Below are 25,573 nucleotides of genomic sequence, written 5' to 3'. Positions count from 1 at the left end.
TACATTTCACTCAGGAGGTCATCGCTATATGAAACCAGGATTTGAGATCAGCAAGGATATCTATTGGGTCGGGAAAATTGATGATCGTGAGGTGCCTTTCCATCGACTGCTGCTGACGAAGGGCACAACCTATAATTCTTATTTGTTGAAGACAGGCAAGCCTACCGTAATCGACACGGTGGACATGGAATTCGGCAGAGAATTCGCTGAGCATATTACAGGACTTATCGATCCCCTCGATATCCAATACATTGTCATCAATCATACGGAGCCGGATCACTCTGGTGGGCTAGCTGCACTGGCTGCTCGAGCCGTCAATGCCACGATTGTCTGCACCGAGGTCGCCGTACCCGAGATTCAACAAATGTACAAGCTACAGCACCGTTCCTATCTGGTCGTCAAGGATGGAGACACGCTCGACATTGGCGGGAAGACACTCCTGTTCAAGGAGACACCTTACCTCCATACCGAGGAAACGATGATTACCTACTGCCTGGAGGATAAGATCCTGTTCCCCTGCGATATTTTCAGTACACACGTAGCGGTAAACAGCCTGTTCGCCGACGAGGCCGGATTTGATGTCACAGAAGACTTCATTGGTTACTACAAGGCCATCATTCACCCACACAGAAGATATGTTCGGACACTGATTGAGGCGGTCAAGGATCTGGACATCCAGATGATTGCCCCGTCACACGGGTATATCCTGCGCCACAATATTAATAACTTCATCTCCTTGTATGCAGACATGAGCACCGAGACGACGGAGGACAAGAAGGTCGCTATCGTATATACGACGCTCAAGAACAACACCAAGAAGATTGCCAATATGTTAAAGGACACCTTCGAGCACAATCAGATCAGCGTCGAGCTGTGGGACATCGACAAGGCGAATGAGCAGGATGTACTGAATAGCATTGCAGCCGCTGACGCAGTATGGATCGGCAGCTCCACCAAGTATGCAGACATGACCGGCAAGCTGGAGAGTCTCCTGAAGCAGCTCGCGGATATGAATCTGGAGGGCAAGCTTGCGGCAGCCTTTGGCTCTTATGGATGGAGCGGCGAGGCGATTGAAGTCGTGCAGGATTACTTGAATGCCACCAATATGGACGTACAGAGCACCTCCAATGTCATCAAGACAACCGGTATGACCCATGTAGAGTTCCCGGTTCGCGTACGGTTTGCCCCCAATGATGAGGTGAAAGTACAAAAAATCAAGCATGCAGCCAACTTCGTGTCGGATCTGCTGCTGAGCGCCATCTAAGGTCAGACGTCAATCACAGGCAATACAGAAATGCAGACATACACAAATACAAAAATACAAGCAAAATACAAAATAGCTGTGGGCCATATGGAAGGAGAAGTAATTATGTCCGAGCAACATTTCGTCATTGTCGGAGGGGGAGTGGCTGGCATCTGTGCCGCGAAAGCGATTCGTGATCGACTCGCGGGGGCTACCATTTCGATCTACGGCAATGAATCCGGTCTTCCCTATAACCGGGTCAAATTATCCAAAGGGCTATTCACCGATCTGCACAGTGACAAGGTTCTCATCAAAAAGGAAAAATGGTTCCGCGATAACCAGATCGCTTATTATCCCGAGACGCCTATTACTTCCATCGACCCACTAAACAACACGATCCTGACCGGGAAGGAAGAGCATGTGAAGTACGACAAGCTCCTCCTCTGTACCGGTGCCACGAACCGGGCGTTAGAGCTGCGGGGTGCGTCCCTGCCCCAAGTGCATCATATCCGCACCCGAAATGACGCAGATCAACTGAAGCAGTCCTTGCATAGCGGAGATTCCGTATGTGTAATTGGAGGTGGCATCCAGGGAGTAGAGACCGCTTGGGCTTTGATTCAAGCCGGCCATCCCGTGACGATTATAGAGCAAGCTCCACGACTGATGACACGTCAATTGGATGAGCAAGCTAGTACGATTCTGGCAGAGCGCATTCAGGCGACAGGTAATGAAGTAAGGCTGGGGCAAGCCGTACGAAGCATTGTGGGCACGAACTCAGTAGAGGGGGTAGAGCTAGCAGATGGCTCGATCGTGCCATGCGTGCATGTCGTGTATTCGATTGGCGTAATCCCTAATGTAGAGCTGGCACGACAGAGCGGCCTTGAAGTAAATACAGGCATTATCGTGAATGAGCAGATGCAGACTAGTTCACAGAATATCTATGCCGCAGGCGATGCAGCTGAGTGTCAGGGTAAGGTAGAGGGCTTGTGGAATAGTGCCATGGAGCAGGGAAGAGTTGCTGGTACGAATATGGCCGATGACATGGCTGTCTACACAAGACCGATTCCTATGACGGTGTCGGGCGCCTTTGACATGCCGCTCGTCTCCATTGGACAGGTGGATGAGCAGCAGTGTGACCATAGTGGACGCCGCTCGGATACAGAGACATATACTCGTGTGTTTGTGAGGGATGGCTCGATTTGCGGGGCGATCATTTTCGATAATGTAAGTGCAGCTTTGCCTTATAAGACAGCTATAGAGCAAGGCCTAAGTTTTGAAGAAGCTGGATTACAGGTGCATTCCATCTAGTCTATTTGATGTTAAGTGCGCTGATATCAGATTCCGTTATTGATTAAGTTACGCAATAGATCGAGTTTCATAATTGATTGAGTTATGTAGTAGGGCGAGTACCATAAAAGAAGGAGATGTTATATATGAAAAAGTATATTTGCCAGCCTTGCGGTTATATCTATGATCCGGCTGTAGGTGATCCTGATGAGGATATCGTGCCTGGTACAGCCTTCGAGGATCTCCCCGAGGATTGGGTATGTCCCGTGTGCGGCGATGACAAGAGTCACTTCCTGCCGCTTGAGCAATAGGGTCCAATACAATGACTAGCGTTCATATCATGAAGGCTACAGGTGATTTCCATAATATAAAAGATAGCTCCTGAATAGCTTCTGTATTCCCCGCTTCTCTCTGTAACCACATACCGAGAAACGGGGAACCCCTTCTCTTCAACTTCATGCGTTGCATCTAACTTTTAATCTATTCACGATTCAGTCCACATACGCATTCAATCTCTGCATATCACGGATTGCAATCTCTCTGGTGCCGTTGATCTCAATGATGCCGTCCTGCTCGAATTTCCTGAATTTACGGCTGATCGTTTCCCGTGTGACCCCTACATAGTTGGCCATCTCCTCCCGTGACAACGGCAGGTGAATGATGAGCTTATCTCGATCAGGACGGCCATATTTATGACCGAGCTCCAGAATCATATAAGCAATACGTATTTCGGGATCGTTCGTAGCTAGACTTTGAGCCAGATTCTCGGTGGCTGCGAGCCGTCTTGTAATACTTTGGAGCAGCTTGAAGGAGATATCCGGATTCTCCTGAATGATCTGCTGCATGTCGCTTTTGGTCAACAAGCAAATATCCGTGTCTTCCAGCGCATAGGCGCTAAAATTGCTGGTCTCCTCGCTGTTGAATATACTTAGCTCCCCGAAGAAATCCCCTGTGGACAGCACCCGCAGAATCTGCTCCTTGCCCAGTGCAGTAATTTTCAGAAGCTTAACATAGCCCTTCCTAACGATAAACAGCGTCTCCGAAGGCTGCTCCTCCAGAATGAGTGCATTGCCCTTTTTATATTTACGATGCTTGACCATCTTGCTAATCTTGCCAAGGTCTTCATCTGTCAATGATGCAAAAATCGGAACCTTACGTGTACACAGTGCGTCACTGCAATGCTGGCAGCTATCCATAGGTCAGCTCTCCTTTCTGTCCAACAACAAAAAGCAACCCGACCGGGTTAACCCGAAAGGCGGTTGCCTGAATTCTCGCTGTCCATGTAACATAGCACAAAAAGGAGAAAACGTATTTGATCTCGATCACAAACGTAGAAATTGGCTCAAAATTTATACAGGAAGTATTGAGAGATTGCGTACTAATCTTTTGTCAGCAAGGTCAAATTCTTCGAATCAATTATCAGTCCAGCTAAGTGGATAAAATCAAACCCCAGTATACCGTCTATCTCCATACCATAATTCATGTCTCCAATCTCCACTTCGAACGCTGGTAAGGCAATCTCTCCTACTTTCACAAAATCGAAATACTTGGAGTACACAACCTCTACCCCACCCACGCCTCTGATTTTGTTAAGAAAATCACCCGGCTCAATCTTGACTCCAATAGCGTCTACTGCGTCCGCACTGAAAATTGATCCAGCAGATCCTGTATCGAGGAGTACATTGCCCAGATGAAGTTCTGCACCACGATAACAAATCGTCACTTGTATAAATGGTAACCCGTGCCTAACGTCTATGTTCATCTAGGCCCCCGTACCCCTGCCCATTTCTCACGAAGCTCCAACTTCTCACGGGATGTGTGAAAGAAGCCATATTCTCGATGGGGCTGCTCTCTATGCAATTCATAATAGCGCTTCATGGCAATTGCAGAATCATCAAATCGATCAATAATCGCAACCTCATCAACAAGCCAAAATCCATCTTCCGAGCGGGATTTCAGCGCCTCACAGACGACCCATTCATTAGGAAACTGTTCTCGAACCTCTTCCCACCTCATCCTCGCCACCTCCAAATTGAATTACTTTAATTATAGCACAAGCGCCAAGCCAGAAGGTTCTGGCTTCTCGATTCTTACGGAAATACAGGAACCCGCCAATGACTCTAGAAGTAATAAGAGATACTTACTGTTCCTGCAAGATCACACTTGTAGACTTAGTTAGATTTAATCTTCGTTAATTCATTCGTTGAGGTGATTGAATAATGGTAAGAAGGCTTAGTTGGCTTGCACTTATCTTGGTCTTTATCTTAATTACGATATCGTTATACTCGCTCTATTCCAGTATGTATAATCAGTGGGTCATCACCCCACCTAACTACGTGACTCTTATTTCTGCTACTATAGTTTTCCTTGTGTCCATCCTCAGTTTTCAAGATACATCCAGCCGGTTCGCAAGGTTAAGGAGCTGGTTATCTACCATTCTTTCGTTCCTACTACTATTCGCTTTACTCATTGTGGTCTCATTCACGAACATGTTCTCAGGACACAAAGAGCTGATGACTACTTCGTTGTCCCCAGATCGGGCATATACCATACATATTTATAAAATGGACGCGGGCGCTATGGGCACCTATGGGATTTTAGCCGAGCAACAAGGGCCACTTTGGTTCAAGAAGCACCTTTATTATGAGAGAAGGCAAGATCAGGCGGATGTGGAATGGGAGAATAACCACACAATCCGGATTAATAGTCAACTGATTGATTTGCAGAACGGCCCTCATTGACATCGTCTTTTTTGCTCAATCAGGATTTGCTTCATTGGAGTGTATGAGACAATCCTGATTGAACAAGTTGTATTTATGGCTGAGCTGCTCCACATGCGCTGACTTTAATATTCCCCTTTAATGACAAAAAATGAGCCTCGAATCGTTCCTGCAAGCTTGGACTTTTGCCGAGCAAATTTAAATTTGCCCTCTAGCTCCTTAGGGATCTCCATCCCCTCAGACAGCTTAAAACCAACGGCACGCTTCTTGGACTCGTCCACCGTATACAAGACGTTAACTTCAAGACCGTCCTCAAAGAAGACATAAGCCCAGTCGATATTCTCTACTCGAAAGCGTGATGTCTCTAAAGGTCTAGCCGCAAATTCAATATCACGTTCTTGCTTCAAAATCTGATTCACATAATCAATAGTGTCACGGGATTCGCTCGCTGGTACGACCGTAAATTCATGCTTATATTTGTTCATAAAGTAACGAGCTTCATTCGCACGCAGACCAGCTAACGCTTCAGCTACTGGCGAAGACTCTAGACCAACGGTAGACACATGCTTGAAATCAACGATATAGGACATCTTCATCCCACCTATTATTTTTTGAAGTGTTATTTCTTAACGACCGGAATCCACATTTCACCATACACCAATCCATTTCGCTCTCCCATCTGCACGGCTGCATTGGGCCCACCAACATAGGCAACATCCTTGGCCTCAGGTAAGACCTGACCAAAAGCAATGCCCGAGAGCTGATTGCTCAACTCTTCGGTTGTCTGTGCTTCCCCTTTAACTACTACGTAGTACCCCTTGGGAAATTGGATAACTCTTGACTCTTCTTCGGGCAGGGTGGCCTCTGACATGACACCAGCATAGTGCATCATCTTGTTATTCACGGCTTCATTCACAACAAACACGTAGTCATTCGTGGCTATAGCTTTTAAAGTAGCGAGCCTTCCATCCTGCTGGACGGCATGCCAGAAATCTGACTTTTCCTTGTTAATGCCTGCATAGTCTGTGTAATTGCTCTTAAGCTCCGTACCCAGACCAACAACGATAAAGCTGTCTTTTTCTTCTAAAGTGTACTCTGCCATATTCAGTACCTACCTCTGCTTTGGATTGATCAAATGACTTTGTGTTTTCACTTGATGGTCTTATAATAGCCTTAAACCATGTCAAAAAGTGATACTGTTTAGGGAGGCCGCATGAAAAAAGTTGAACGAATTAATACCATGATGCGGTATATCAATAATCGTGCCCATTTTACCATTTCTGAAATCATGCTCGAATTCAACATTTCACGTTCGACAGCGATTAGGGATGTCAGAGAAATTGAAGCGATGGGAGTGCCACTTGTCGCTGAGGTAGGAAGGGATGGGGGATATTTTGTGATGAACAACTCCGTCTTGCCTAACGTTCAATTTACCGATCATGAGATCAAAGCTCTCTTTATTGCTTTTATGGCCACGAGAAATCAACAGCTCCCCTATTTGAAGAGTCGTCAATCTTTGGCCGAAAAGTTACTTGGCCTCCTGTCAGACAATCAGCAGGATGACCTGGTGCTGTTAAATCAAATTCTGCTGTTCGAAGGGACCAATCCTAACAATCCCGATCTCCTGGATTTGTCTGACCTCCCCCACCCTATGTTGGACAAGCTCATCCGAGTCCTGCTTGTTGACAGTTATCTGTTGATTTCCATTCAGGAAGAGAAGGGAATAAGGTCTTATCCCATCTACCTCTTGCGTTTGTATCGTGAGAAAAGTCTGTGGTTCATTGAAGGCTATGACCTACATGAGGAGAAGAGACGGATGATTCCTATCGACAACCTCACAGATGTTGAACCATACCGTGTGAAAATTAGAATAAGTAAGAAAAAGATTCTAGAGAAACTAAATAAAGAGAAAGAGGCAACTAATCTTGTCCTGGAGCTTGGTCCAGCGGCGATTGCCCAGTTCAAAAAGTATCATCCCTTAAAGGTATCCCTATTCTATACGAATCCTTACCAGACTACAGCCACTCTAGAGACGTTCATCCCTGTTCATCATTCCGAAGAATTAAGCGAATGGACCAGTTGGCTACTTTTCTTGGGTAAAGATATGAAGATCAGAGAGGCACCAGAGGAAATTTTAAAGGACCTGCAGGAACGATTGAACTTATTCCGCCCATAGCTCGTGCCTGTTACACTTCAAGTATGGCTTTGGGTGCCACACTCTGCACATTTGTACAGCTCAAGAATCACGAATCACGGATATACAGAAACCCACCTATAGCCCTAGAAGTAATGAGAGCTCCCGCAGGGCCAAGCTTCTCCTTCAGCCGAGCTATGAACTTCGGAATCCCCTCCGGCTTGATATACCCTCCCCATATGTAATCCGCCAGCTCATACTTGGTCACTACTTCTCCTTCATGATCCAGAAAATACTGCAAAAGCTTCGCCTGCTTCTCTGTTAAATCCCTCTTCACTCCATCAGACTGCACCCACAGCTGTTCGGGGTGGTACCACGTATCTCGTCCAATTTCCACGAGCACAGGCACGGGTACAGTATCGTTATTCTCACTTGCTGTATGTACTGAACAGGCCAATTGAGTCAGGACCTGACCCCAATGACTATCATTCTCTTGTAAAAGCCGATAATCAGGCACCTTTAGAATGCCGCTTATGCCAAGCTGCTCGATATGCTCTTCTTCGCTCTTGGTCATTTCTTTATAAGTCGCCAAGTATACTTTGGGCCCACATGCTAGAACTTCATGAAGCTTCTTCGTATGCTCCTCATAGATCTGCGTTGCTCCCACGATCACATAGCTATAGCTCTTACATATCGAAGAATTCAAACTTTCTATTGGATATATCGAGAAAGGAACTTTCGCCAACAGATACTTGAAAAACTGAATTATGCTTTCCTCATCCGTAAATAGAGCAATATTCATCCCGGCCTCTCCTCCATATTCGTGACAAACCACGTGTGTTCAAGTTCACTATCAGCTATATTAATCTCTATTTTGTATTCACATGACAATATCTGTGGGCTTACTAATTTAGACATATATACGGAGCTCTTCTATCTTCTACTAGGGGAACGAGGATTAAGACTGCTCCAGACCCTTCTCTCTATAATACTGATTAATCAATTCATCGAGCCGCATGGACTGAATCAGCACACATTCATCACGCATACCGAATAGTGACTGAAGCTTATGCAATTGCTGCCGTTCCTTCTCGATCTGATATAGGATACCTGTCATCATGGCCTCATCCCTCCTTGTTAGCCTTCAAGGTAAGGGGTTATGAAAAAAATAAGCCTCTCTATATTTTTGGAAAATATTGTGTCCTTGGTATGTCCTCGATTTGTCCTCACAATGATTGCAATTCATCCTAGTAATGGGTATATATATCATTTATCCAAAGAGTTACACTGGAAATATGCATATATGCTACATATAAATTTATTATCTAAAAAGGAGGGTCATCCACTTACCAAGGTTATTCTCACAGTCATCAATGAACCGAAGTACAAGAGAGTATTGTTACCGAATTCATTAGCAAAAATCATTAGATGAAGGAGCAAAGGGCATGAATAAAAGCAGATTCTTAAATACCGTTCTTGCATTTGTCGTAACACTATCACTAGTGGCCACACCCTCATTGATATTAGCAGCGGATGTCGAGACAGAAAGAGTAATCTCACCAAATTATGTAGACTACATGCTATTAGATATTCCTACTTACAAGCAAGAGAAAACCAAGTGGTGCTGGGCAGCTTCTTCGCAAATGGTCATTGAGTATCTTGGTGGCAACAAAAGTCAATCTCAAATCGTCAAATATATAAAAGGCAGCACAATAAATGCGGGTGCCTCAGATCAAGAGGTGATTCGTGTCTTAGACTGGGCTAAAATCAGCGCAACTCGGATCAGTGGCAATCTGCCCTTCGGTAAAGTCATCTCTCAAATATCAAACAATCAGCCTATCCTGGCACACATTAATTGGAAAAAAGACTCTGAATTAGGACATATGGTTGTTATTCGTGGTCACTACAACCACTCCGAGACTGGGAAATGGGACATTTATTACAAAGACCCTGCACAGAACGCAATCACTAATAATGTACTGGCTTATGATGAGTTTAATGACAACTCGGATTTCTACTGGAACTCAACGATTCACAGCATATATGTAAAATAAAAAAAGGGAGGAAATAGCATGTTGAAAAAAGCCTTAGGTATAGCATTAGCTTGTGTATTCCTGTTTCCCCTATCAGCGCTCGCCTCAGAACAAATACCTGCGGAGGTAGAACAGGCGATCCGACAGGATTTGAACCGATTCAAGAACTCATTAGTGGCTCACGGGGGATTTCACCTCAATTCCGAAAATGCTAAGGAAGTCATGCTTGGAGAGGGGATGAAGCGTTATATAGTTAAGGGAGACTCACTGCCCAATGGACCTATCCAGCAAGCAGATGAGATTCTCGAATTTACTGGTTATATCTTTCCCATCAGCAGCAATGGTGAAAGTAACGGCATCGTACGAACTGATCTGGAAGGGACAGAAATTATTGGGGGTTCTGATGACTTTACATTAGCCAGTGAGCTGGCAAAGGCTGAGCAACTGATCGGTATTAATGAGAACAGTAAGCTGATCTATGATAATCGGCTAACCCTCGTCTCCCTTGTCTCTCGCATAGAGGGAAAGGATGTCGTTGTTCTCCTGAGAGAAAGTGGCGCATTACCCGATTTAAAGCCATTTGTAGTGTACAACATACATGAGTTCAAAGAAATGCTGGATGCTTACCAGGCCGAGGTTGATGCGAGCAATGCCGATGCCGATCCTTCTGAGCCAAGATCAGGTGGTAGTCTGGCATACAGCTCGTCATCCACACCAAGAGGCACAAATACTGGAACCATTGCAGTACTGTCTTCCGCAGGGGTTGGAATTGTTGCGGGGACGTTACTGATGATTAGAAGGAAAAAGGGACGCTCAGGCGGGCAATAATTGTATCAATTTCATTTCGTTCTATTGATCGAGCAGCCATCAACACAAAGTTAGGGCTGCTCTTACTCTAGAAAACGGGAGGAATTACAATGTTATTTAGAAGAACCTTGGGTATAGCATTAGCCTGTGTATTCCTGTTTCCCCTATCAGCGCTCGCCTCAGATCAAATACCTGCGGAGGTAGAACAGGCGATCCGACAGGATTTGAATCGATTCAAGAACTCATTAGTGGCTCACGGGGAATTTAATCTCAATTCGGAAAATGCAAAGGAAGTTATCCTTGGTGAGGGGATGAAGCAATACATAGTTGAGGGAGACTCGCTGCCCAATGGACCTATCCAGCAAGCAGATGAGATTCTCGACTTTATTGGTTATGTCTTTCCCATCAGCAGCAATGATGTAAGTAACGGCATCGTATTTACCAATCTGGAAGGGACAGAAATTGTTGCGGGGTATGATGACTTTACATTAGCCAGTGACCTGGCAAAGGCTGAGCAACTGATCGGTATTGATGAGAACAGCAAGCTGATCTATGATGATCGGCTAACCCTTGTCTCCCTTGTCTCTCGCATAGAGGGAAAGGATGTCGTTGTTCTCCTGAGAGAAAGTGGCGCATTGACCGATTTAAAGCCATTTGTAGTGTACAACATACATGAGTTCAAAGAAATGGTGGATGCTTACCAGGCCGAGGTTGATGCGAGCAATGCCGATGCCGATCCTTATGAGCCAAGATCAGGTGGTAGTCCGGCATACAGCTCGTCATCTACACCGAGAGCCACAAATACTGGCACCATTGTAATACTCTCTTCCGCAGGGGTTGGAATTGTTGCGGGGACGTTACTGATGATTAGAAGGAAAAAGGGACGCTCAGGCGGGCAATAATTGTAGAAGAAGATGTACATTTATACGAAGAGACTTTCAGGTCTATATTTCAATAATTAAACAATTATTATACCCAGACTATCCTAATCGTTATGGAAGTTTGGGCATTTTTTCGAGAAAGTTTATATTAACTCCGGTTGCACAATAACTCCTAACGAAGGAGGTAAATCGGTTGGATACTTCACTCTTCTCTGCCTATTCTTATCCACTACACATTATCATGAGTCATTATTTTGTTATTCGATCTTCAAGCCACCGCTGGACTTACACGTATATCATTAGTAGATTTACTTCTACTTGAGAGCCATAAGTTTAATCCTTAATTTCGGATATTCTTTGATATTGCATAAAAATTATGGCTATAAAGTGAGGTGATCAATGTGAAGAATATTGTAATTAGTTTTCTGATTGTCTGTTTTTACTGTATTCCTTTCGTTTATTTCTCAATGTACCAAGACTTTTCGAATCATACTATGTTGGGCTATTTAATTGCAGTGGTAGTGACTTCAATTCTTGCCTTACTTGGCAAATTAAATAGTACTTCAAAATCCTTTATTTTTATTATTATTGGAAATGTATTATCGTTAATAATTTCTTTTCATTTGATTAGCGAGATGAGCGGGAACGAAAGGTGGGGGAGCTATTTCAAACCTCTGTACCCATACCAATTTTTAATATTTGTTAGCCTTTTAAATTTAATTCCTCAACTTTTGGTTATGAAACTTGCTGGTAAATACAAAAAGGAATAGACGCTCATGTATTGAATAGCGGTCTATTCCTTATCCTTACCTTAAAAGCTGACTGCTCTTTTAGCGGTTGCTACATACAGGGATTGTTTTGCATCTCTATTTTCAACTAAAATCCACCAACACGGCCCATAACTTGAATGCCCTTAAGTAGATGATTGTGTTCTATTAAAGTTAGAATACAGGCAAGGCTGAAACTATGAACTACTAAGCAATACGCTGCTTTCTTGATCATTCCCTTCCCACACCTTTCGTATCAGAGCGTTATACTGTGTCTTCACGTCTGATGTTGCAAATGATCTAAAAGTCTCAAATATGCATTGCACTTTAAATTTAATACCTAATTACTCATTTTAACTTTTCGAATCCAAGAGAATAAGTTACCCCCCACCGATATGATCTTGAGGCTGAAACTTTATTGAAAATTGGTTTGTTGATCCTGCATCTGAAGAATAGAAAGGTAAACTCCCTACCAATAGCAAACTAATTATCACGAAGAAAGAAACCATCCTTCTCATCATGCACCATCCACACCTTTCTTATCAAACTCTCATACTGCTCCTGAATCTCTGGTTTTGAAAAGGCTCTGTGCCCCTCAAATAACCCAATGCAATTCATCATAAGCATTCTATGATTGATTTTACTCGTTATTATCAAAGAAAATAACAAACTTTTAAAGCCATTATCATAATCTTTCCTATTAAATCTATACTTCGCAAGCTTATACCAAAAGCGAGCAGCTTGCTCCGTAAGAACCTGATTTGAATAAATATCATCCGACTCTACACGCTCATCCCGATAAAGCTGATGTTCAAACCGTTCCAGGATATAATCAATATTTATATTATGCCTATTGGCGGCTTCTACCACATTCAAAAGCTCTGCAAACACTTCTTTCTTTCCTTCCATGTAATCAACATACTCCGGGAGTACACTGATATCTCCAGCCATTAAGCGATTTACACAGGTATTAACTTTGGCCCATTGCTGAAATGAATCAATCCACTGCTTAGTATCCCCATCCTGTTCCTTCACCCAGCTCAAATTGGCATAAGCTTGTATATGCCTGAGACCTTGATCATAGTCACCCTTCTCATCGCTTGCACTTGCAATCAGAAAGTGGGAATAAGCTATATAAAAGAAATAAGGTCTACTCAGTTGATAATTAGAATCTGAATCCCCTCGTTCCAATCTATGCTTCAACTCATACTGAATTCTCGCCTTCTGTCCCATGTCCTGAGCCAGTTCAAAGACCGTATCCCAGTGCCCCAACGAACGATACAGGTTCGCCAGATCCTTCAGGGCGTCGAGTTGCTCCAGTTCACCTAGTCTTTCGGCATATGGACCAAACTCCACAGCCGCCTTCAAATTCTGTATCTGATCATCGCCAATCCGAATCTTGAACAGCCTGTACTGACATATTGCCAATCGCTCGGAATGCTGGTTCTTCTCGCTAAATGCTATATTCTTATATAATAGTGCCGCTGCCTCATACTGTTCCGCCCAAAAAAATCCTCAGCCAGCTCGAACACCAGCGGAGCATAGTAGGTTACATTCTCCATAAGTATGCCTACAACCTGTTCCATGCAATCTAGTCTATGAAGCTCCATACAACGCTGCAAGAAAGGCTTGACCCTCCGCCAATTCAAAGGGGTATCCCGCATGTACTCTTGTACATATCGACTGTAGAAATAGTCCTCCGGCTTATCCATCGCTTTGGTAATGCAGTCCATCTGGTGTACAGAGATCGAACGGTTCGTCATCACAATGCCGCTCACCGTACCTGGATTCAGACCCGCCGCCACGCCGAACTCACTCATGTTCAGATCATGCTCCAGCAGATAATCCCTGACCTCTGTCCGAATTGTAGCTGTATGCAACGGAATCCTCCTTTCCCATTTTCTTTTTTTATGATGTAATGGAAATTATATGTATATACCAACATTCTCATTATACCTTCTCTACGAGTATCTCGCAAAATTATACCAATTATAGAATTTATATATAGTTAAAAGAAGCTTATCCATGCCTCCATAGGCTGATAAGCTTCTTATGATTGAATTATAGAAACCCACGGCTAAAGGTTGGTAGCTCGGTAGGTTGTGCTGTTCTTCGGAACAGATGAGCGACTTCCGAGACGTGACTATTCACTATCACTATCAGTATAGGGGATCGTCTATAAGCTCTCGACCCATTCGCAGAATAGCTGATAGTCTTGCTCCACCTGATTCGCATAGCCGAAGGCCCAGCGAGAGATGTGCTTCACGAAGCCTTCAGGACTGTTGCCCATTGCCTCATAGATGGCATACTCGCTATGGTAGCCCAGAACCCCCTGCTCCACATCCGCATCGGCCCGGGCATGCATCTTGGCGGTCAGGCACGCCATAGCGGACAAGATGTCAGCCATATCCTCCGTATCCTGAATCTGCTCCAGCTTGAGTCGCTTCTTGTAAGGTGAGCGCTCCCGCACGTAGAAATCTCTGTCCTCCAACGTCAGGTAACCGAGGTAAGGATCTGCCTTGTGATGCATCGCCTGCTGAGTCGCGGTCACCCGCTTACCCTGCTGATCGAAGCTATCCCAGAACAATTCGGCATAAGGCAGAAAATACGCCGGCACGGGCACGCGTACCTCCTTGACCTCCAGCACGATGTCATCCTCTCCCCGCTGACTCTGACCCCCTTCAATAAGAACGTAATACCGATCCAGCCCAATGGAAGCCGTACCTGAGCCATGCTTGATCGCAACATCCTTGATCCGATAGTACCCTGTCTCTTCTATGGAAGAGCGAAGTGTGGACAGATACATCGGCCAAGCACTCTCCAACTGCTCCTGTTCTTCTGGCGTCGGCACGACCAGTTCACTATTCTCCAGGAACACCCGATCGGTCTGCATGACGGCGGTCACCTTCTCCAGAAAATGCCCTTGCTGACGCTTCTCCAGCTTGCGAAGCAGCTTGCGGATCAAGCCCTTGGCGTGCTGCTTGTCCATCACGAACTTGCCAGGGTCCGCCTTGTGCTTGGCATAACGGCGAATCTGCTTGTAGTAGGCCAATGCATAGTGCTCCAGCATGGCGAGCTGGCGCTCCTGGTCGTAACCGAGCTGACGGCAGACCAGCGCAATGCTTGCAGACATCCGCAGTACATCATACAGATAGGAGCCGATGTAGCCTTCATCAAAATCATTCACATCATACACAATCTGGCCGGATTCATCACAGAAGGCCCCGAAATTCTCAAAGTGCAGATCGCCCTGAATCCATGTCGGCTGCTCTACCGATGTGTGATAGGGAAAATAATGACGTGTAGCATCATAGTAGAACAGATAGGCACTTCCCCGGAAGAAAGAGAACGGCGTCTGCATCATTTTACGGTATTTCTCAGCTCGCTTCTCCCGATCCAGCTCCATAAGCTTCTCATCGAACTCTTCCAGCACCGAGATGAGCGTATCCCGGCGCAGCTTGGTACGTGTGCGAATGACATTGTCGACAATGGCTGGCTTGACCATCAAGATGCCCCCCTGTATGTAAGAACCTGAATTATGCTTCTTATCATATCGCACATCAGGGCTACACTCCAAGAAGAGAATCAAGGCCCCTACGGCTTGAGACTGGAATTTTATGCTTGAATTGTGTGGACGCGATCAGCCAAGCAGGTTACACTCGTTCATATTAATAGTTACTATAGCTGCTAAGGAGAACACCTCGATGATTCGTGTGATGCTGATTGATGATGAAGAAGATGCACTCGATTTGCTTGAAATATTGCTGGGACAGCTCGGAAATGTGCAGGTGGTCGGACGGTATATGAACCCTGTCGAGGCTATTGAGGTAATACGGACACTTCAGAGCAACGGAGGAGAAAGCCCTATTGATGCCGTGTTTTTGGACAACCGGATGCCAGGCATGAACGGGATGGAGGTAGCCCGAGCGATTAGACAAATGATCCCACAGATGCCGATCATCTTCACGACAGCTCATGCAGAATATGCCGTGGAAGCATTCGAGATTCAGTCGATTGACTATCTGCTGAAGCCCTTTACACCAGACCGATTGCAGAATGCTGTTACTCGTGTTCAGTATTCCATGTCCCATTCTTCGCTCAGCTCCTCGTCCCCCAACCCACCCCAAGCTGGACATATCGAGAATTCGTCTGCTGCCATTCAATGTCTGGGTGGATTCCAGATCAGGCTGCCGGGTAACGGAGGCAGAGTGCTGTCCTGGAAGACGAAGAAGGAAAAGGAGCTGTGCGCTTTATTGATTCACGTTGAAGGGGAATCCTTAAGCACGGCGGCTATTCTGGAAGCCATCTGGCCAGGCTATGACCTGAATAAGGCGAAGACGTATCTGTACACATGCCTGTCCTATTTACGCAAGACCCTGACAGATCATCATATTCCGATCCGTATACACAAGGTTCATCAGGGCTTTGTGGCTGAATGGGATGGAATGACACTAGATGTCGCTGAGTTCAAGCAATTGATAAGCCAATTCAAATTGCCTGGCATCCAGTCAGATCACCTGACTAGGAATACAACTGCTATAGAGATGGATGTACAGCTCTATGACCAAATGAATCAGATGTACAAAGGTGATTATATGGACGCCTGTGACTTCAGATGGGCGGAGCCCAGACAGCTGGAGGTTAGAGGAGCCTATATTCGAGCGCTTCGTGTATGGCATGCGCATTTCCGCAAGCAAGACAATGCCAGCTTTGCTGTCGATAGCATGCAGCGCATATTGGAGCTGATTCCTGATTCCGAACAGGACGGACGTGAGCTGATCCGACTGCATTTGGACATGGGCAATCGATCTGAGGCCCATCGCGTAGGCTCCCAGTTGGAGCAAGCGGTATGCCATCAGTTGGGAGCTGAGCTGGAGGCAGAGACCGTGCTGCTGATTCAACAGACGAGGGAAAAGGCTGAGTGGAACAACCGATGAGAAAACAAGCTACCGCTGCATGTATTACCATATTTTTGCTGGTTGCTGCCTACGGAATTTTCCTGACCTATGTGTCTATGCCCAAAGAGCATATCCCCGTCGCAACGAGCGGCGTGCTGGATCTGACCTCGTGGGAGTTCGCGGAGAACGGAGTGCTCCCGCTGGATGGCGAATGGGAGCTGTACCCTGACAAGCTGTTAACTCAGCAAGATTTGATCCCTGCTACTGCGGGGGAAAAATTAACAGCAGCAATGATTCAGGTACCGGGATCATGGTCGCAACTGATGCCTACGAAGGGTATGGTGACCTACAGACTACGAATTGAGATGGATAACGTGGCTGCCAGTACGGTATACGGACTCAAAACAGCATCTATTCAGGTATCGAATCGAATAATGGTAAATGGGCAGGTGGTTGGCTCCAGCGGGAATCCGGGCAAACAGCCAGATTATGCAGCCTTGAATAAGCCATATACAAGCTATTTCACACTACAGCCTGGCTCAAATGAGCTTCTGATTCAGGTGGCCAACTATGATTTTCGCGCAAGCAGCGGAATCAATGAGTCTCTCTTTCTAGGCACAGCTACGCAAATATCCGACCTGTATAATCGGGCCATCATTCATGATTGGATCACCATAACAGCCTTTCTGGTGATGGGCTTATATTTTCTAGGCTCATTCACTCAGCGCCAAAAGGACTTTTCCATCGCCGTATTTGGCATCGTCTGCATGTGTATCGCCGTATTCACAAGCGTGAATGGTGAGCGGGTGCTGTTCGATGTGGTCGGGCCGCTGCCCTTCTGGTTGTATTACCGTATTCAGATGGTGTCAGCAGCAGGTGTGGGGCTTGGATTTTTCTTCTATGTCTATTCCGCCTTCCGGCCTTATTGCTCCAAATGGTTCGTTCGCGGTGCCCTGATCTTCGGGGTGATATTGCTTGTGTTACATGTTCTGTTTGGTGCCCGGATTTCGTTGTCGCCATTTCGCGAAATGTCAACATTCTACACCACCTTTTCGTTGCTGTATGCTACCTACGTATTCGTATTGGCGGCACTCCATAGAGTCGCAGGCAGCCTGTATCTGGCAGTAGCAGCCATGGCCTCGAATGTACAGGCGTTGAAGCAGAATATGAACATTTACTATGGGGTACGGATTTTTGAAATGGCGCCAATTGAGCCCTTTCTGATGCTGCTCATGCTAGCCCTGCTGATGTCGGTTCACTTCTCGAACGCCTTCCGTAAAATCGAGGAGCTCTCAGAGGAGCTGCTACAGGCGGACAAGGTAAAGGATGATTTCCTGGCCCGTACCTCACACGAATTCAAGACGCCACTGCATGTAGTCATGAATATTTCACGCTCGATGCTGAATGATACCGTACATCCACCAACAGCAGAGCAGCGGGAGAAGCTGCAACTGATGACAGACATGACCAAGAGACTGTCGCAGCTGGTGTATGACATTCTGGACCTGTCCAAGCTGAGACAAGGTAAGCTCCAGATTGCTCTAGCGCCGATTGACATTCGTGCTGTAGCTGAGATGCAAGTGCGCTTCTACTCTTATCTGGCTGTCGAGCGGCAGCTTCAGCTGGTGAATCACGTTCCGGCACATTTGCCTTTTGCACTGGCCGATGAGGGACGTCTGAGTCAAGTCATCGGTAATTTACTGGACAATGCGATCAAGCATACCGAGCATGGAAGCATTGTGGTGACGGGAAGGCTACACGAAGATCAGCTCGAAATATCGGTGCAGGATTCAGGGAGGGGCATTGAGCCGCAGGATCTGGCGTTAATCTTCGATCCGTTCAAATCGCTTCATGGAGCGCAGCGAGGCGGCTTCGGATTAGGACTGTCCATCGCAAGACAATTGGTAGAGCTGCAGAGCGGTACGCTTACGGTCTCCTCGACGCCTGGAGTTGGCTCGACATTCACGATTACGCTTCCTGTCGCTGATCCAGCCAATCCAGCGATTACACTTCCTCCAGGCGCTGAGGTCGCTCCGAAGCAAATGCAGTATTCATTTGCTACGCCTTATTACTCGAATCATGCGGGAAAGCACACGGTACTCATCGCTGACGATCAGTACGAGAATCTGAAGGTTCTCATTGACGCACTTCAGGGGCTTGACTATCGGGTGATCGCCGTGAAGAACGGGTATGAGGTGCTGGAGCAGCTCCAGCAAGCCGACAAGGTTGATCTGGTCATTCTGGATCTGATGATGCCAGGAATGTCAGGCTATGAGGTATGCCAGGAGCTGCGAACACGGTACTCGCTGCTGGAGCTGCCGATTCTGATGGTGACAGCCACCATCCAACCACAGCACAAGGTAGCCGCCTTCCAGGCAGGGGCGAACGATTATCTGCCCAAGCCGTTCGATATGGAAGAGCTGAAGGCTCGTATCGGAAGTCTGCTGGCAATGAAGGAGTCCCTTGGACGTGCGATCCAAATGGAGGTGGCCTTCCTGCAATCCCAGATCAAGCCGCATTTTCTGTTCAACGTATTGAATAGTATTGTCGCATCAAGCTATACGAATATTGAACGAGCGCGGGGAATGATCGTCGATCTGGCTGATTACCTGCGCGGTAGCTTTCGATTTAGCAATACGGATGAAAGAATTGCTTTTGAGGAGGAGTTCAAGCTCATTCGCACGTATGTCGATATTGAGCAAGCTCGCTTCCGCGATCGGATCCGCTTCGAATCTGATATTGCGGCAGGTGCGCTGGACTTGCGCATTCCCCCACTACTGTTGCAGCCATTAGTAGAAAATGCTATTCGTCACGGTATTGGTGACCGCCTTGAAGGGGGGCTGGTTACTTTAACAGTAAGTGAGTCGGATGGGTATTGGCAATTTGTTGTAGCTGATGATGGTGTTGGTATACCGCCGGAGCGATTACAGACGCTGCTAGATCGCGTTGTGACAGATGAATCGCAAGGGGTGGGCTTACTGAATATCAACAAGCGACTGACTTATGAATATGGCATATCACTGCAACTGGACAGCACTCAGGGGCACGGAACGAAAGTAACTGTGCGCATCCCTGCCTCGTCGGTGGCAGTGTAAGCGGCTGATGAGTGTTGACGCGGGTGTTCACGCGGGTGTTGACGCGGGTGTTCACACGGATGTTGACGAAGGCAACGGCTCACATGACAGGCTCTATCCATGATGATAGGGCCTGTTTTTTTGTTTTTTTCAGTAATATTTTAGCTGGTTATCGTCGTTCGTCATCGAGTGATTCATCTAACTGGGAATACAAGCGTGTTAGTAGGGAAGAAGCACTGTAGAGTTATGTCGATTTTTAAGGTTTTTTTAAGGTGTGATTTTTTATACTAGGCTAAAAGAAGTGGGACAAAAGTATTAATAGTTGTGAGAGTTGCAGATTTGCGCTGTCAGGAGGGGTCAAGAAATAGACGCTATGAATCAACCAAAGAAGGGAATGAACAGAACGATGAACAGAGGCATGCTGACCGCAAGAAGGGTTTGTTTCATTCTAATTGCATGTATGCTGACAATGGGGTACATCCCCCCATTCCAGACATGGGAAGTGAACCGCGCCTATGCGGCGCCCGAGAAATGGACAACCGTAGGCAACCCCGGCATCTCGGATGGATATATGCAATATCACCGACTGGCGGTGGAGGATGGTACGCCCTATGTGACCTTTCAGAATCAAAATGGACAGCTGCGTGTGATGACGTATTCCAGCACAGAGGGCTGGAGAACACTCGACAACACAGGGCTCAACCAACAAACCTACTACACTACCCCGATTGAAGTATGGAATGGCGCCCCATATATTGTCTATCCCGATATGGCGCATGAAGGCAAGCCAATGGTCATGAAATATAGCGATGGTTCAGGCTGGATACCTATCGGGAATCCCGATTCACTGCCGCCAATGGGCTATAATGCTGGACTGACTCTAGATCAGGACGGCACGCCCTATATCGCTTTTACGAACAACCGCAAGGTATTTGTCATGAAGCTGGATTCTACAGATGGCAATTGGAAGTTCATAGGCAACATTATTTATACCGAAAGCAGTCCTTCAGATATACAGCTCAAGATGGATAACGGCGTCCTCTATCTGACCTACCAATATAACTACAATGGTTATAGAGCTGCCGTCATGAAGTATACAGAAGGAAGCAACTGGACTAGCCTCGGGGATGACATTTTTAATAACAACCTGAATTATTTCTCCGCATTCGACGTCTATGATGGTCAGCCTTACCTCGCATTCGGGGATCGCACCCACAGCAATAAGGCAACCGTCGTGACTTATAGCGAGCAAAATGGCTGGACACCTGTAGGTACAGAGGGCTTCTCAACAAATGGGGCCTATAATACGAGTCTGGCGATCGATGAAGACGGCACACCCTATGTGGGCTTCCGCAATGGTTCCTCTGCAAAGGCTACTGTGATGAAATACGGCACAGACGGCGTATGGCAAACGGTGGGCAATGCCGAGTTCTCCGAAGGCTTGATTAACGATACCTGGCTTGCGGTAGACCATGGCACTCCTTACATTGCTTTTCAGGACAGTGTATATGGCCAGAAGATGACGGTCATGAAGCTGGGTGAAGCTTACACCGTGTCTTATAACAGCAATGGCGCAACCGCCGGTAATGTGCCTACAGACATGAACTTGTATGATAATCACGCTACTGTGACGACGGCGGGCAATACAGGGAATCTGGAGAAGCCTGGCTATGCCTTCGACGGCTGGAATACTGCGGCGGATGGTAGCGGAACGGATTACAAGGCCGGAGACACCTTTACGATCCGTAGTTCCAATGTTCTCTTGTATGCGAAATGGACCTCACTGAACGTAACCGTCGATTATGCACCGGGCGATCATGGGACAATCAGTGCGACGAACGAGACGGTAGTGAAGGGCGGTCATCCGGCGGCGGTACCCCACGTCACTCCGAACAGCGGCTATCGGTTCACAGGCTGGAGCAGCGATGGTGGTATGACGAAGCTGAGCACCGACGAGTTGAAGACAACCGTCGTCAACCAAGCAATTACTTACACAGCGTACTACGCCAGGATTATCAAAGGTGATCCCAGTGGCGACGGCATCGTGACGGCTGCGGACGCCCTGATGCTGACAAAGTATCTGAAGGGCAGCATTCAATTGACACCTGAGGAGTTGGAAGCAGCGGACGTCAATGGTGATGGAGTTGTGGATGATAAGGATGTCAAGGCGATTCTGGCGATCATTACAGGAAAGGGTTGAGCACATGAAATTTTATGACACGAAGAAGCAACTGGCTGGATGGAGAAAATGGACGTCGATATTGCTGGTGATCTGCCTGGTATTGTCCATCACCCCGGCAATTCAAGCCGATACTTCTCTGCCTGCGGTTGAAGTGGCCGATGCGGAGGGCAAGCCGGGAGATATAGTAAGTATGGCGGTATATGTTGAGCCTGAGTTCCTTATTCACAAATTTAACATCTCGCTCCAGTATGACACCAATTCGCTCGAATTGATGACCTTGACTAATGAGCTTGAAGTAGATACCAATACGTACTCCAGCAATTCAAGCCAGGGAACTATTAATCTTGATTCTCCAACGAATGAAGTCATAGCTATCATGGAAAAAAGCAAAATTGCGACGTTGGAGTTCAGGATCAAGGAAAATGTGCAGCCTGGTGAGGTGAAGGTAAATGTCACCAATCATGCGCTTTATGAAGGAGATGACCCCGCAGATCCATCCTACGCGTTTGATGGCACAATCACAGTCTCGGCAGCGCAATATACCGTAGCGTTTGACACGCAAGGTGGTAGCGCAGTCACGAGCATCACGGGTGTAAGCAGCGGAACAACGATTAACGAGCCGCCAGCTCCGAGCAAGGCAGGCTACAGCTTCTTGGGCTGGTTCACTGATTCAGCCGGAACATCGGCATGGAATTTCTCCTCAGCAACAGTTACGGAGAATACGACGCTCTATGCCAACTGGCTACGTCATACGGCAACGATTGGTATTGGTAGTGTAGCAGGAATGCCAGGAGAAACGGTCAAGGTGCCAGTAACGGCAAGCCGTGCCAACTCTGGAATCGGCTCCTACGGGTTGCAGATCGACTTTGATGCTGATGCATTTGAAGTGACAAGCATTGAAGGTGAAGCGGGCGACTACTTCGATTCCAATTATGATAATACAGCAGGTTGGCTCAAGACGGCCTGGGCAGACAGTGACGGTGGAGATACACCGATTGTTGCTGGAGACAAGCTGTTCACCGTAAGCTTCCTGATCAAGAATGAGGCAGCAACCGGGGATAAGCCTTTGACGGTGCAGACGTCCAGCTTGGATCATTTTACGGTAACAGATGCTTCCGTGGCTGAAATGGAGAAGACGCTGGAGGCTGGTAAAATAACGGTCAGCGACACTCCGGCTGTCAACAGTGTAAGCGTCAGTCCCGCTACCATTGGCGTACTGCCAGGAGGCAGTCAGCAGTTCCATGCTACAGTGGACGCGTCAGAAGGCGCCGCTACGACCGTAACCTGGTCCATCAGCGGCACGAATGACAAAGTAACTATTGATGATACAGGCAAGGTTGATGTTGCGACGGATACTACACCAGGATTGTACACCGTCATGGCTACTTCAACAGCAGACTCCAGCAAGCAAGGTACAGCGACGTTAATGGTCCTGCCGATCGTTCCGATTCCAGGATTCCCAGGTGAATCAGAAGCACCTGCTGCTCCCCAAATTCTTACTGCAGTTGGAGGAGATCAGCTGGCAGAGCTGAGCTGGAATACCGTTACGGGAGCAACATACTATAACATCTATATGGCGACAGAGCCATGGGCATACAGCGATCAAGAGATCGCAAGTGTAACAGACTCAACCTACACAGTCCGGAATCTGAGTAACGGCCAAGCTTATTACTTCACGGTAAAAGCAGGCAATACTCACGGCATAAGCGTTGCTTCGATTCAGGCGAGCGCAACCCCGAGTAGCGGAGGTGCTCCAGGAACTGACACACCAACGCCTGCAACGGTATCGGCAGCTCCAACGAACGTAACAGCTACTGCAGGGAATAGACAGGCGACAGTCCGCTTCACAGCACCAGCAAGCGACGGCGGTAGCCCGATTACCAGCTATGAGGTTACTGCTGAGCCTGGCGGGCTGACTGTGAGAGGGACGGCAAGTCCAATCGTCGTACCTGGCTTGAGCAACGGCACTAGCTATACATTCACGGTGAAGGCGGTGAATGCAGTCGGGGCAAGCGCAGCTTCTGCTGCATCCAATACCGTGGTACCAAGAAGCTCTTCCAGCAGCGATGACAACAGTGGCATCGGAAATGAAAGCAGCAACAGCGGCAGCACAGGTAGCACAGGTAGCGGTACAGGTGGTGGCAGTACGGCATCAACACCAGCGACATCCCCGGCCTCTAACGGCGTGGAAATTCTGGTGAATGGCAAGGCTGAGCAAGCAGGTACAGTTGTCTCTGAAGAGCGCGCTGGGCAAAAGGTGACGACGATTCAGGTCGATCCACAGAAGCTGGAGCAGAGACTTGCAACAGAAGGTCAAGGAGCAGTCATTACGATTCCGGTCAGCACAGCGTCGGATGTAATTATTGGTGAATTGAACGGGCAAATGGTCAAGAGCATGGAGAGCAAGCAGGCAGTGGTCGAGCTCAAGACGGCTCAAGCGACATATACACTTCCTGCAAGCCAGATCCAGATTGACGCGATTGCAGACAAGCTAGGCAATTCCATCGCACTGGAAAACATCAAGGTACGTATTGAAATTGCTGCGGTGACAGCGAATATGCTGAAGGTTGTTGAAGATGCCTCTGCACAAGGTTCATTCACACTCGCCGTACCGCCACTGGAATTTACGGTGAAAGCTGTGTATGGGGATTCTGTTGTTGAGGTATCAAAATTCAATGCTTACGTAGAGCGGAGCATCGTGCTTCCAGCTAACGTGGATCCGAACAAGATCACGACAGGTGTCGTTGTTGCACCAGACGGAAGCGTGCGACATGTACCAACGAAGGTCGTGAATAACGGTGGAACATACTATGCACAGATTAACAGTCTGACCAACAGTATCTACTCCGTAGTATGGCACCCGACAGAGTTCAGCGATGTGGCTTCCCATTGGTCGAAGGCCGCTGTGAACGATATGGGTTCACGGATGATTATTGAAGGAACTGGGGATGGGCAGTTCAGTCCGAATCGCGATATTACCCGTGCAGAATTTGCAGCTATCCTGGTACGGGGACTGGGACTCGCTTCCGAGCAAGGAGGAACAGACTTCTCAGATGTGAAGCAAGGGGACTGGTATAATAAGGCCGTCAGCACAGCACAGGCATATGAGCTGATTGGCGGATATGAGGATGGTACATTCCGCCCGAACGACAAGATTACGCGTGAGCAGGCCATGGTCATGCTTGCCAAAGCAATGAAGCTGACTGGACTGCAGGACAAGCAATCCGCCACATCCACAGCTACAGTGCTGGGTTCATTCAAGGATGCAGCAGCCGTATCATCATGGGCGCAAGGTAGTGTGGCAGACAGCGTACAAGCAGGCATTGTGTCTGGTAGAGGCGCTGCCGAGCTGGCACCGAAGCAGCATATGACTCGCGCGGAGGTAGCGGCAATTATCCAAAGACTTCTGCAGCAATCCGGCCTGATTTAATTAGTTTAGGGGGGCAAATGCCCCCCTGTATTTATATATGCTAGGCAGGTACTCCTTAAGCGGGCATGCAGGCTAGCGAAAAATAGGCTACCTACCGCATATTTTCCTACTTGCCCA

Annotated in this window: 22 protein-coding genes; 12 read left to right on the top strand and 10 right to left on the bottom strand. The window is 47.2% G+C overall.

Annotation, left to right across the window (positions count from 1 at the left end; genetic code table 11):
- The first annotated feature begins 28 nt into the window (after positions 1–28).
- The 3 genes from D328_RS0105550 to rd all read left to right on the top strand — a co-directional run bounded on the left by D328_RS0105550 (position 29) and on the right by rd (position 2,841).
- Positions 29–1,264: an FprA family A-type flavoprotein gene (locus D328_RS0105550; protein WP_026281017.1), complete on the top strand. Its 1,236-nt coding sequence runs from the start codon at positions 29–31 to the stop codon at positions 1,262–1,264.
- 105 nt (positions 1,265–1,369) lie between these two features.
- Complete coding sequence (locus tag D328_RS0105545; protein ID WP_018883974.1) at positions 1,370–2,551, top strand: NAD(P)/FAD-dependent oxidoreductase; 1,182 nt, start codon at positions 1,370–1,372, stop codon at positions 2,549–2,551.
- Between the two features lie 125 nt (positions 2,552–2,676).
- Positions 2,677–2,841, top strand: a complete 165-nt coding sequence (gene rd, locus D328_RS0105540) for a rubredoxin (protein WP_018883973.1) — start codon at positions 2,677–2,679, stop codon at positions 2,839–2,841.
- 180 nt (positions 2,842–3,021) lie between these two features.
- Here rd and D328_RS0105535 read toward each other — a convergent pair whose 3' ends face one another.
- The 3 genes from D328_RS0105535 to D328_RS0105525 all read right to left on the bottom strand — a co-directional run bounded on the left by D328_RS0105535 (position 3,022) and on the right by D328_RS0105525 (position 4,546).
- A complete protein-coding gene (locus D328_RS0105535; protein ID WP_018883972.1) occupies positions 3,022–3,726 on the bottom strand; it encodes a Crp/Fnr family transcriptional regulator in 705 nt (234 codons plus the stop codon).
- Positions 3,727–3,908: 182 nt separating this feature from the next.
- A complete protein-coding gene (locus D328_RS0105530) occupies positions 3,909–4,292 on the bottom strand; it encodes a retropepsin-like aspartic protease (RefSeq protein WP_018883971.1) in 384 nt (127 codons plus the stop codon).
- Positions 4,289–4,546, bottom strand: coding sequence for a hypothetical protein (locus D328_RS0105525; protein ID WP_018883970.1), 258 nt, complete (start codon positions 4,544–4,546; stop codon positions 4,289–4,291). The genes D328_RS0105530 and D328_RS0105525 overlap by 4 nt, the downstream gene beginning before the upstream one ends.
- A 203-nt stretch (positions 4,547–4,749) precedes the next feature.
- On the opposite strand from D328_RS0105525, the gene D328_RS31740 reads away from it, so the two are divergent.
- Positions 4,750–5,271, top strand: coding sequence for a DUF5412 family protein (locus tag D328_RS31740; RefSeq protein WP_018883969.1), 522 nt, complete (start codon positions 4,750–4,752; stop codon positions 5,269–5,271).
- Positions 5,272–5,375: 104 nt separating this feature from the next.
- On the opposite strand, the gene D328_RS0105515 is transcribed toward D328_RS31740, so the two are convergent.
- Both D328_RS0105515 and D328_RS0105510 read right to left on the bottom strand, forming a co-directional pair.
- On the bottom strand, positions 5,376–5,840 hold the full coding sequence (locus D328_RS0105515) for a hypothetical protein (RefSeq protein WP_018883968.1): 465 nt from the start codon (positions 5,838–5,840) through the stop codon (positions 5,376–5,378).
- A gap of 29 nt (positions 5,841–5,869) precedes the next feature.
- Positions 5,870–6,352: a GyrI-like domain-containing protein gene (locus D328_RS0105510; protein ID WP_018883967.1), complete on the bottom strand. Its 483-nt coding sequence runs from the start codon at positions 6,350–6,352 to the stop codon at positions 5,870–5,872.
- 111 nt (positions 6,353–6,463) lie between these two features.
- Between D328_RS0105510 and D328_RS0105505 the strand changes: the two genes are divergently transcribed.
- Positions 6,464–7,426 carry a helix-turn-helix transcriptional regulator gene (locus tag D328_RS0105505; RefSeq protein WP_018883966.1) on the top strand — a complete coding sequence of 321 codons (963 nt, stop codon included), beginning with the start codon at positions 6,464–6,466 and terminating at the stop codon, positions 7,424–7,426.
- A 67-nt stretch (positions 7,427–7,493) separates the two neighbouring features.
- Here D328_RS0105505 and D328_RS30160 read toward each other — a convergent pair whose 3' ends face one another.
- Both D328_RS30160 and D328_RS30600 read right to left on the bottom strand, forming a co-directional pair.
- Positions 7,494–8,057: a winged helix-turn-helix domain-containing protein gene (locus D328_RS30160; RefSeq protein ID WP_197031808.1), complete on the bottom strand. Its 564-nt coding sequence runs from the start codon at positions 8,055–8,057 to the stop codon at positions 7,494–7,496.
- Positions 8,058–8,342: 285 nt separating this feature from the next.
- Positions 8,343–8,504 carry an aspartyl-phosphate phosphatase Spo0E family protein gene (locus tag D328_RS30600; protein ID WP_018883964.1) on the bottom strand — a complete coding sequence of 54 codons (162 nt, stop codon included), beginning with the start codon at positions 8,502–8,504 and terminating at the stop codon, positions 8,343–8,345.
- A 325-nt stretch (positions 8,505–8,829) separates the two neighbouring features.
- Here D328_RS30600 and D328_RS0105490 point away from each other — a divergent pair, with 325 nt between their 5' ends.
- The 3 genes from D328_RS0105490 to D328_RS0105480 all read left to right on the top strand — a co-directional run bounded on the left by D328_RS0105490 (position 8,830) and on the right by D328_RS0105480 (position 11,126).
- Positions 8,830–9,438, top strand: a complete 609-nt coding sequence (locus D328_RS0105490; protein WP_018883963.1) for a papain-like cysteine protease family protein — start codon at positions 8,830–8,832, stop codon at positions 9,436–9,438.
- 18 nt (positions 9,439–9,456) lie between these two features.
- A complete protein-coding gene (locus D328_RS0105485; protein WP_018883962.1) occupies positions 9,457–10,245 on the top strand; it encodes a hypothetical protein in 789 nt (262 codons plus the stop codon).
- A gap of 89 nt (positions 10,246–10,334) precedes the next feature.
- Positions 10,335–11,126, top strand: a complete 792-nt coding sequence (locus tag D328_RS0105480) for a hypothetical protein (RefSeq protein WP_018883961.1) — start codon at positions 10,335–10,337, stop codon at positions 11,124–11,126.
- A gap of 1,229 nt (positions 11,127–12,355) precedes the next feature.
- On the opposite strand, the gene D328_RS29995 is transcribed toward D328_RS0105480, so the two are convergent.
- The 3 genes from D328_RS29995 to D328_RS0105465 form a co-directional block, all read right to left on the bottom strand.
- A complete protein-coding gene (locus tag D328_RS29995) occupies positions 12,356–13,228 on the bottom strand; it encodes a hypothetical protein (RefSeq protein WP_324608924.1) in 873 nt (290 codons plus the stop codon).
- Positions 13,229–13,332: 104 nt separating this feature from the next.
- The gene (locus tag D328_RS31795) at positions 13,333–13,752 is read right to left on the bottom strand and encodes a hypothetical protein (protein WP_324608923.1); all 420 of its coding nucleotides are present in this window, start codon (positions 13,750–13,752) and stop codon (positions 13,333–13,335) included.
- Between the two features lie 296 nt (positions 13,753–14,048).
- Complete coding sequence (locus D328_RS0105465; RefSeq protein ID WP_018883959.1) at positions 14,049–15,377, bottom strand: DUF2252 domain-containing protein; 1,329 nt, start codon at positions 15,375–15,377, stop codon at positions 14,049–14,051.
- 199 nt (positions 15,378–15,576) lie between these two features.
- On the opposite strand from D328_RS0105465, the gene D328_RS0105460 reads away from it, so the two are divergent.
- The 4 genes from D328_RS0105460 to D328_RS0105445 all read left to right on the top strand — a co-directional run bounded on the left by D328_RS0105460 (position 15,577) and on the right by D328_RS0105445 (position 25,456).
- Positions 15,577–16,809, top strand: a complete 1,233-nt coding sequence (locus tag D328_RS0105460; RefSeq protein WP_018883958.1) for a response regulator — start codon at positions 15,577–15,579, stop codon at positions 16,807–16,809.
- A complete protein-coding gene (locus tag D328_RS0105455) occupies positions 16,806–19,865 on the top strand; it encodes an ATP-binding protein (protein ID WP_018883957.1) in 3,060 nt (1,019 codons plus the stop codon). Before D328_RS0105460 ends, D328_RS0105455 begins: the two co-directional genes overlap by 4 nt.
- A 352-nt stretch (positions 19,866–20,217) precedes the next feature.
- Positions 20,218–22,044: an InlB B-repeat-containing protein gene (locus tag D328_RS0105450; protein WP_018883956.1), complete on the top strand. Its 1,827-nt coding sequence runs from the start codon at positions 20,218–20,220 to the stop codon at positions 22,042–22,044.
- A gap of 4 nt (positions 22,045–22,048) precedes the next feature.
- Positions 22,049–25,456, top strand: a complete 3,408-nt coding sequence (locus tag D328_RS0105445; RefSeq protein ID WP_018883955.1) for an S-layer homology domain-containing protein — start codon at positions 22,049–22,051, stop codon at positions 25,454–25,456.
- The last annotated feature ends 117 nt before the right edge of the window (positions 25,457–25,573 follow it).

The organism is Paenibacillus massiliensis 2301065 = DSM 16942 (genome assembly GCF_000377505.1).
Lineage (GTDB): Bacteria > Bacillota > Bacilli > Paenibacillales > Paenibacillaceae > Paenibacillus > Paenibacillus massiliensis.
The sequence above is the reverse complement of the archived record's forward strand: the minus strand, read 5'-3'. Positions and strand labels throughout refer to the sequence as shown.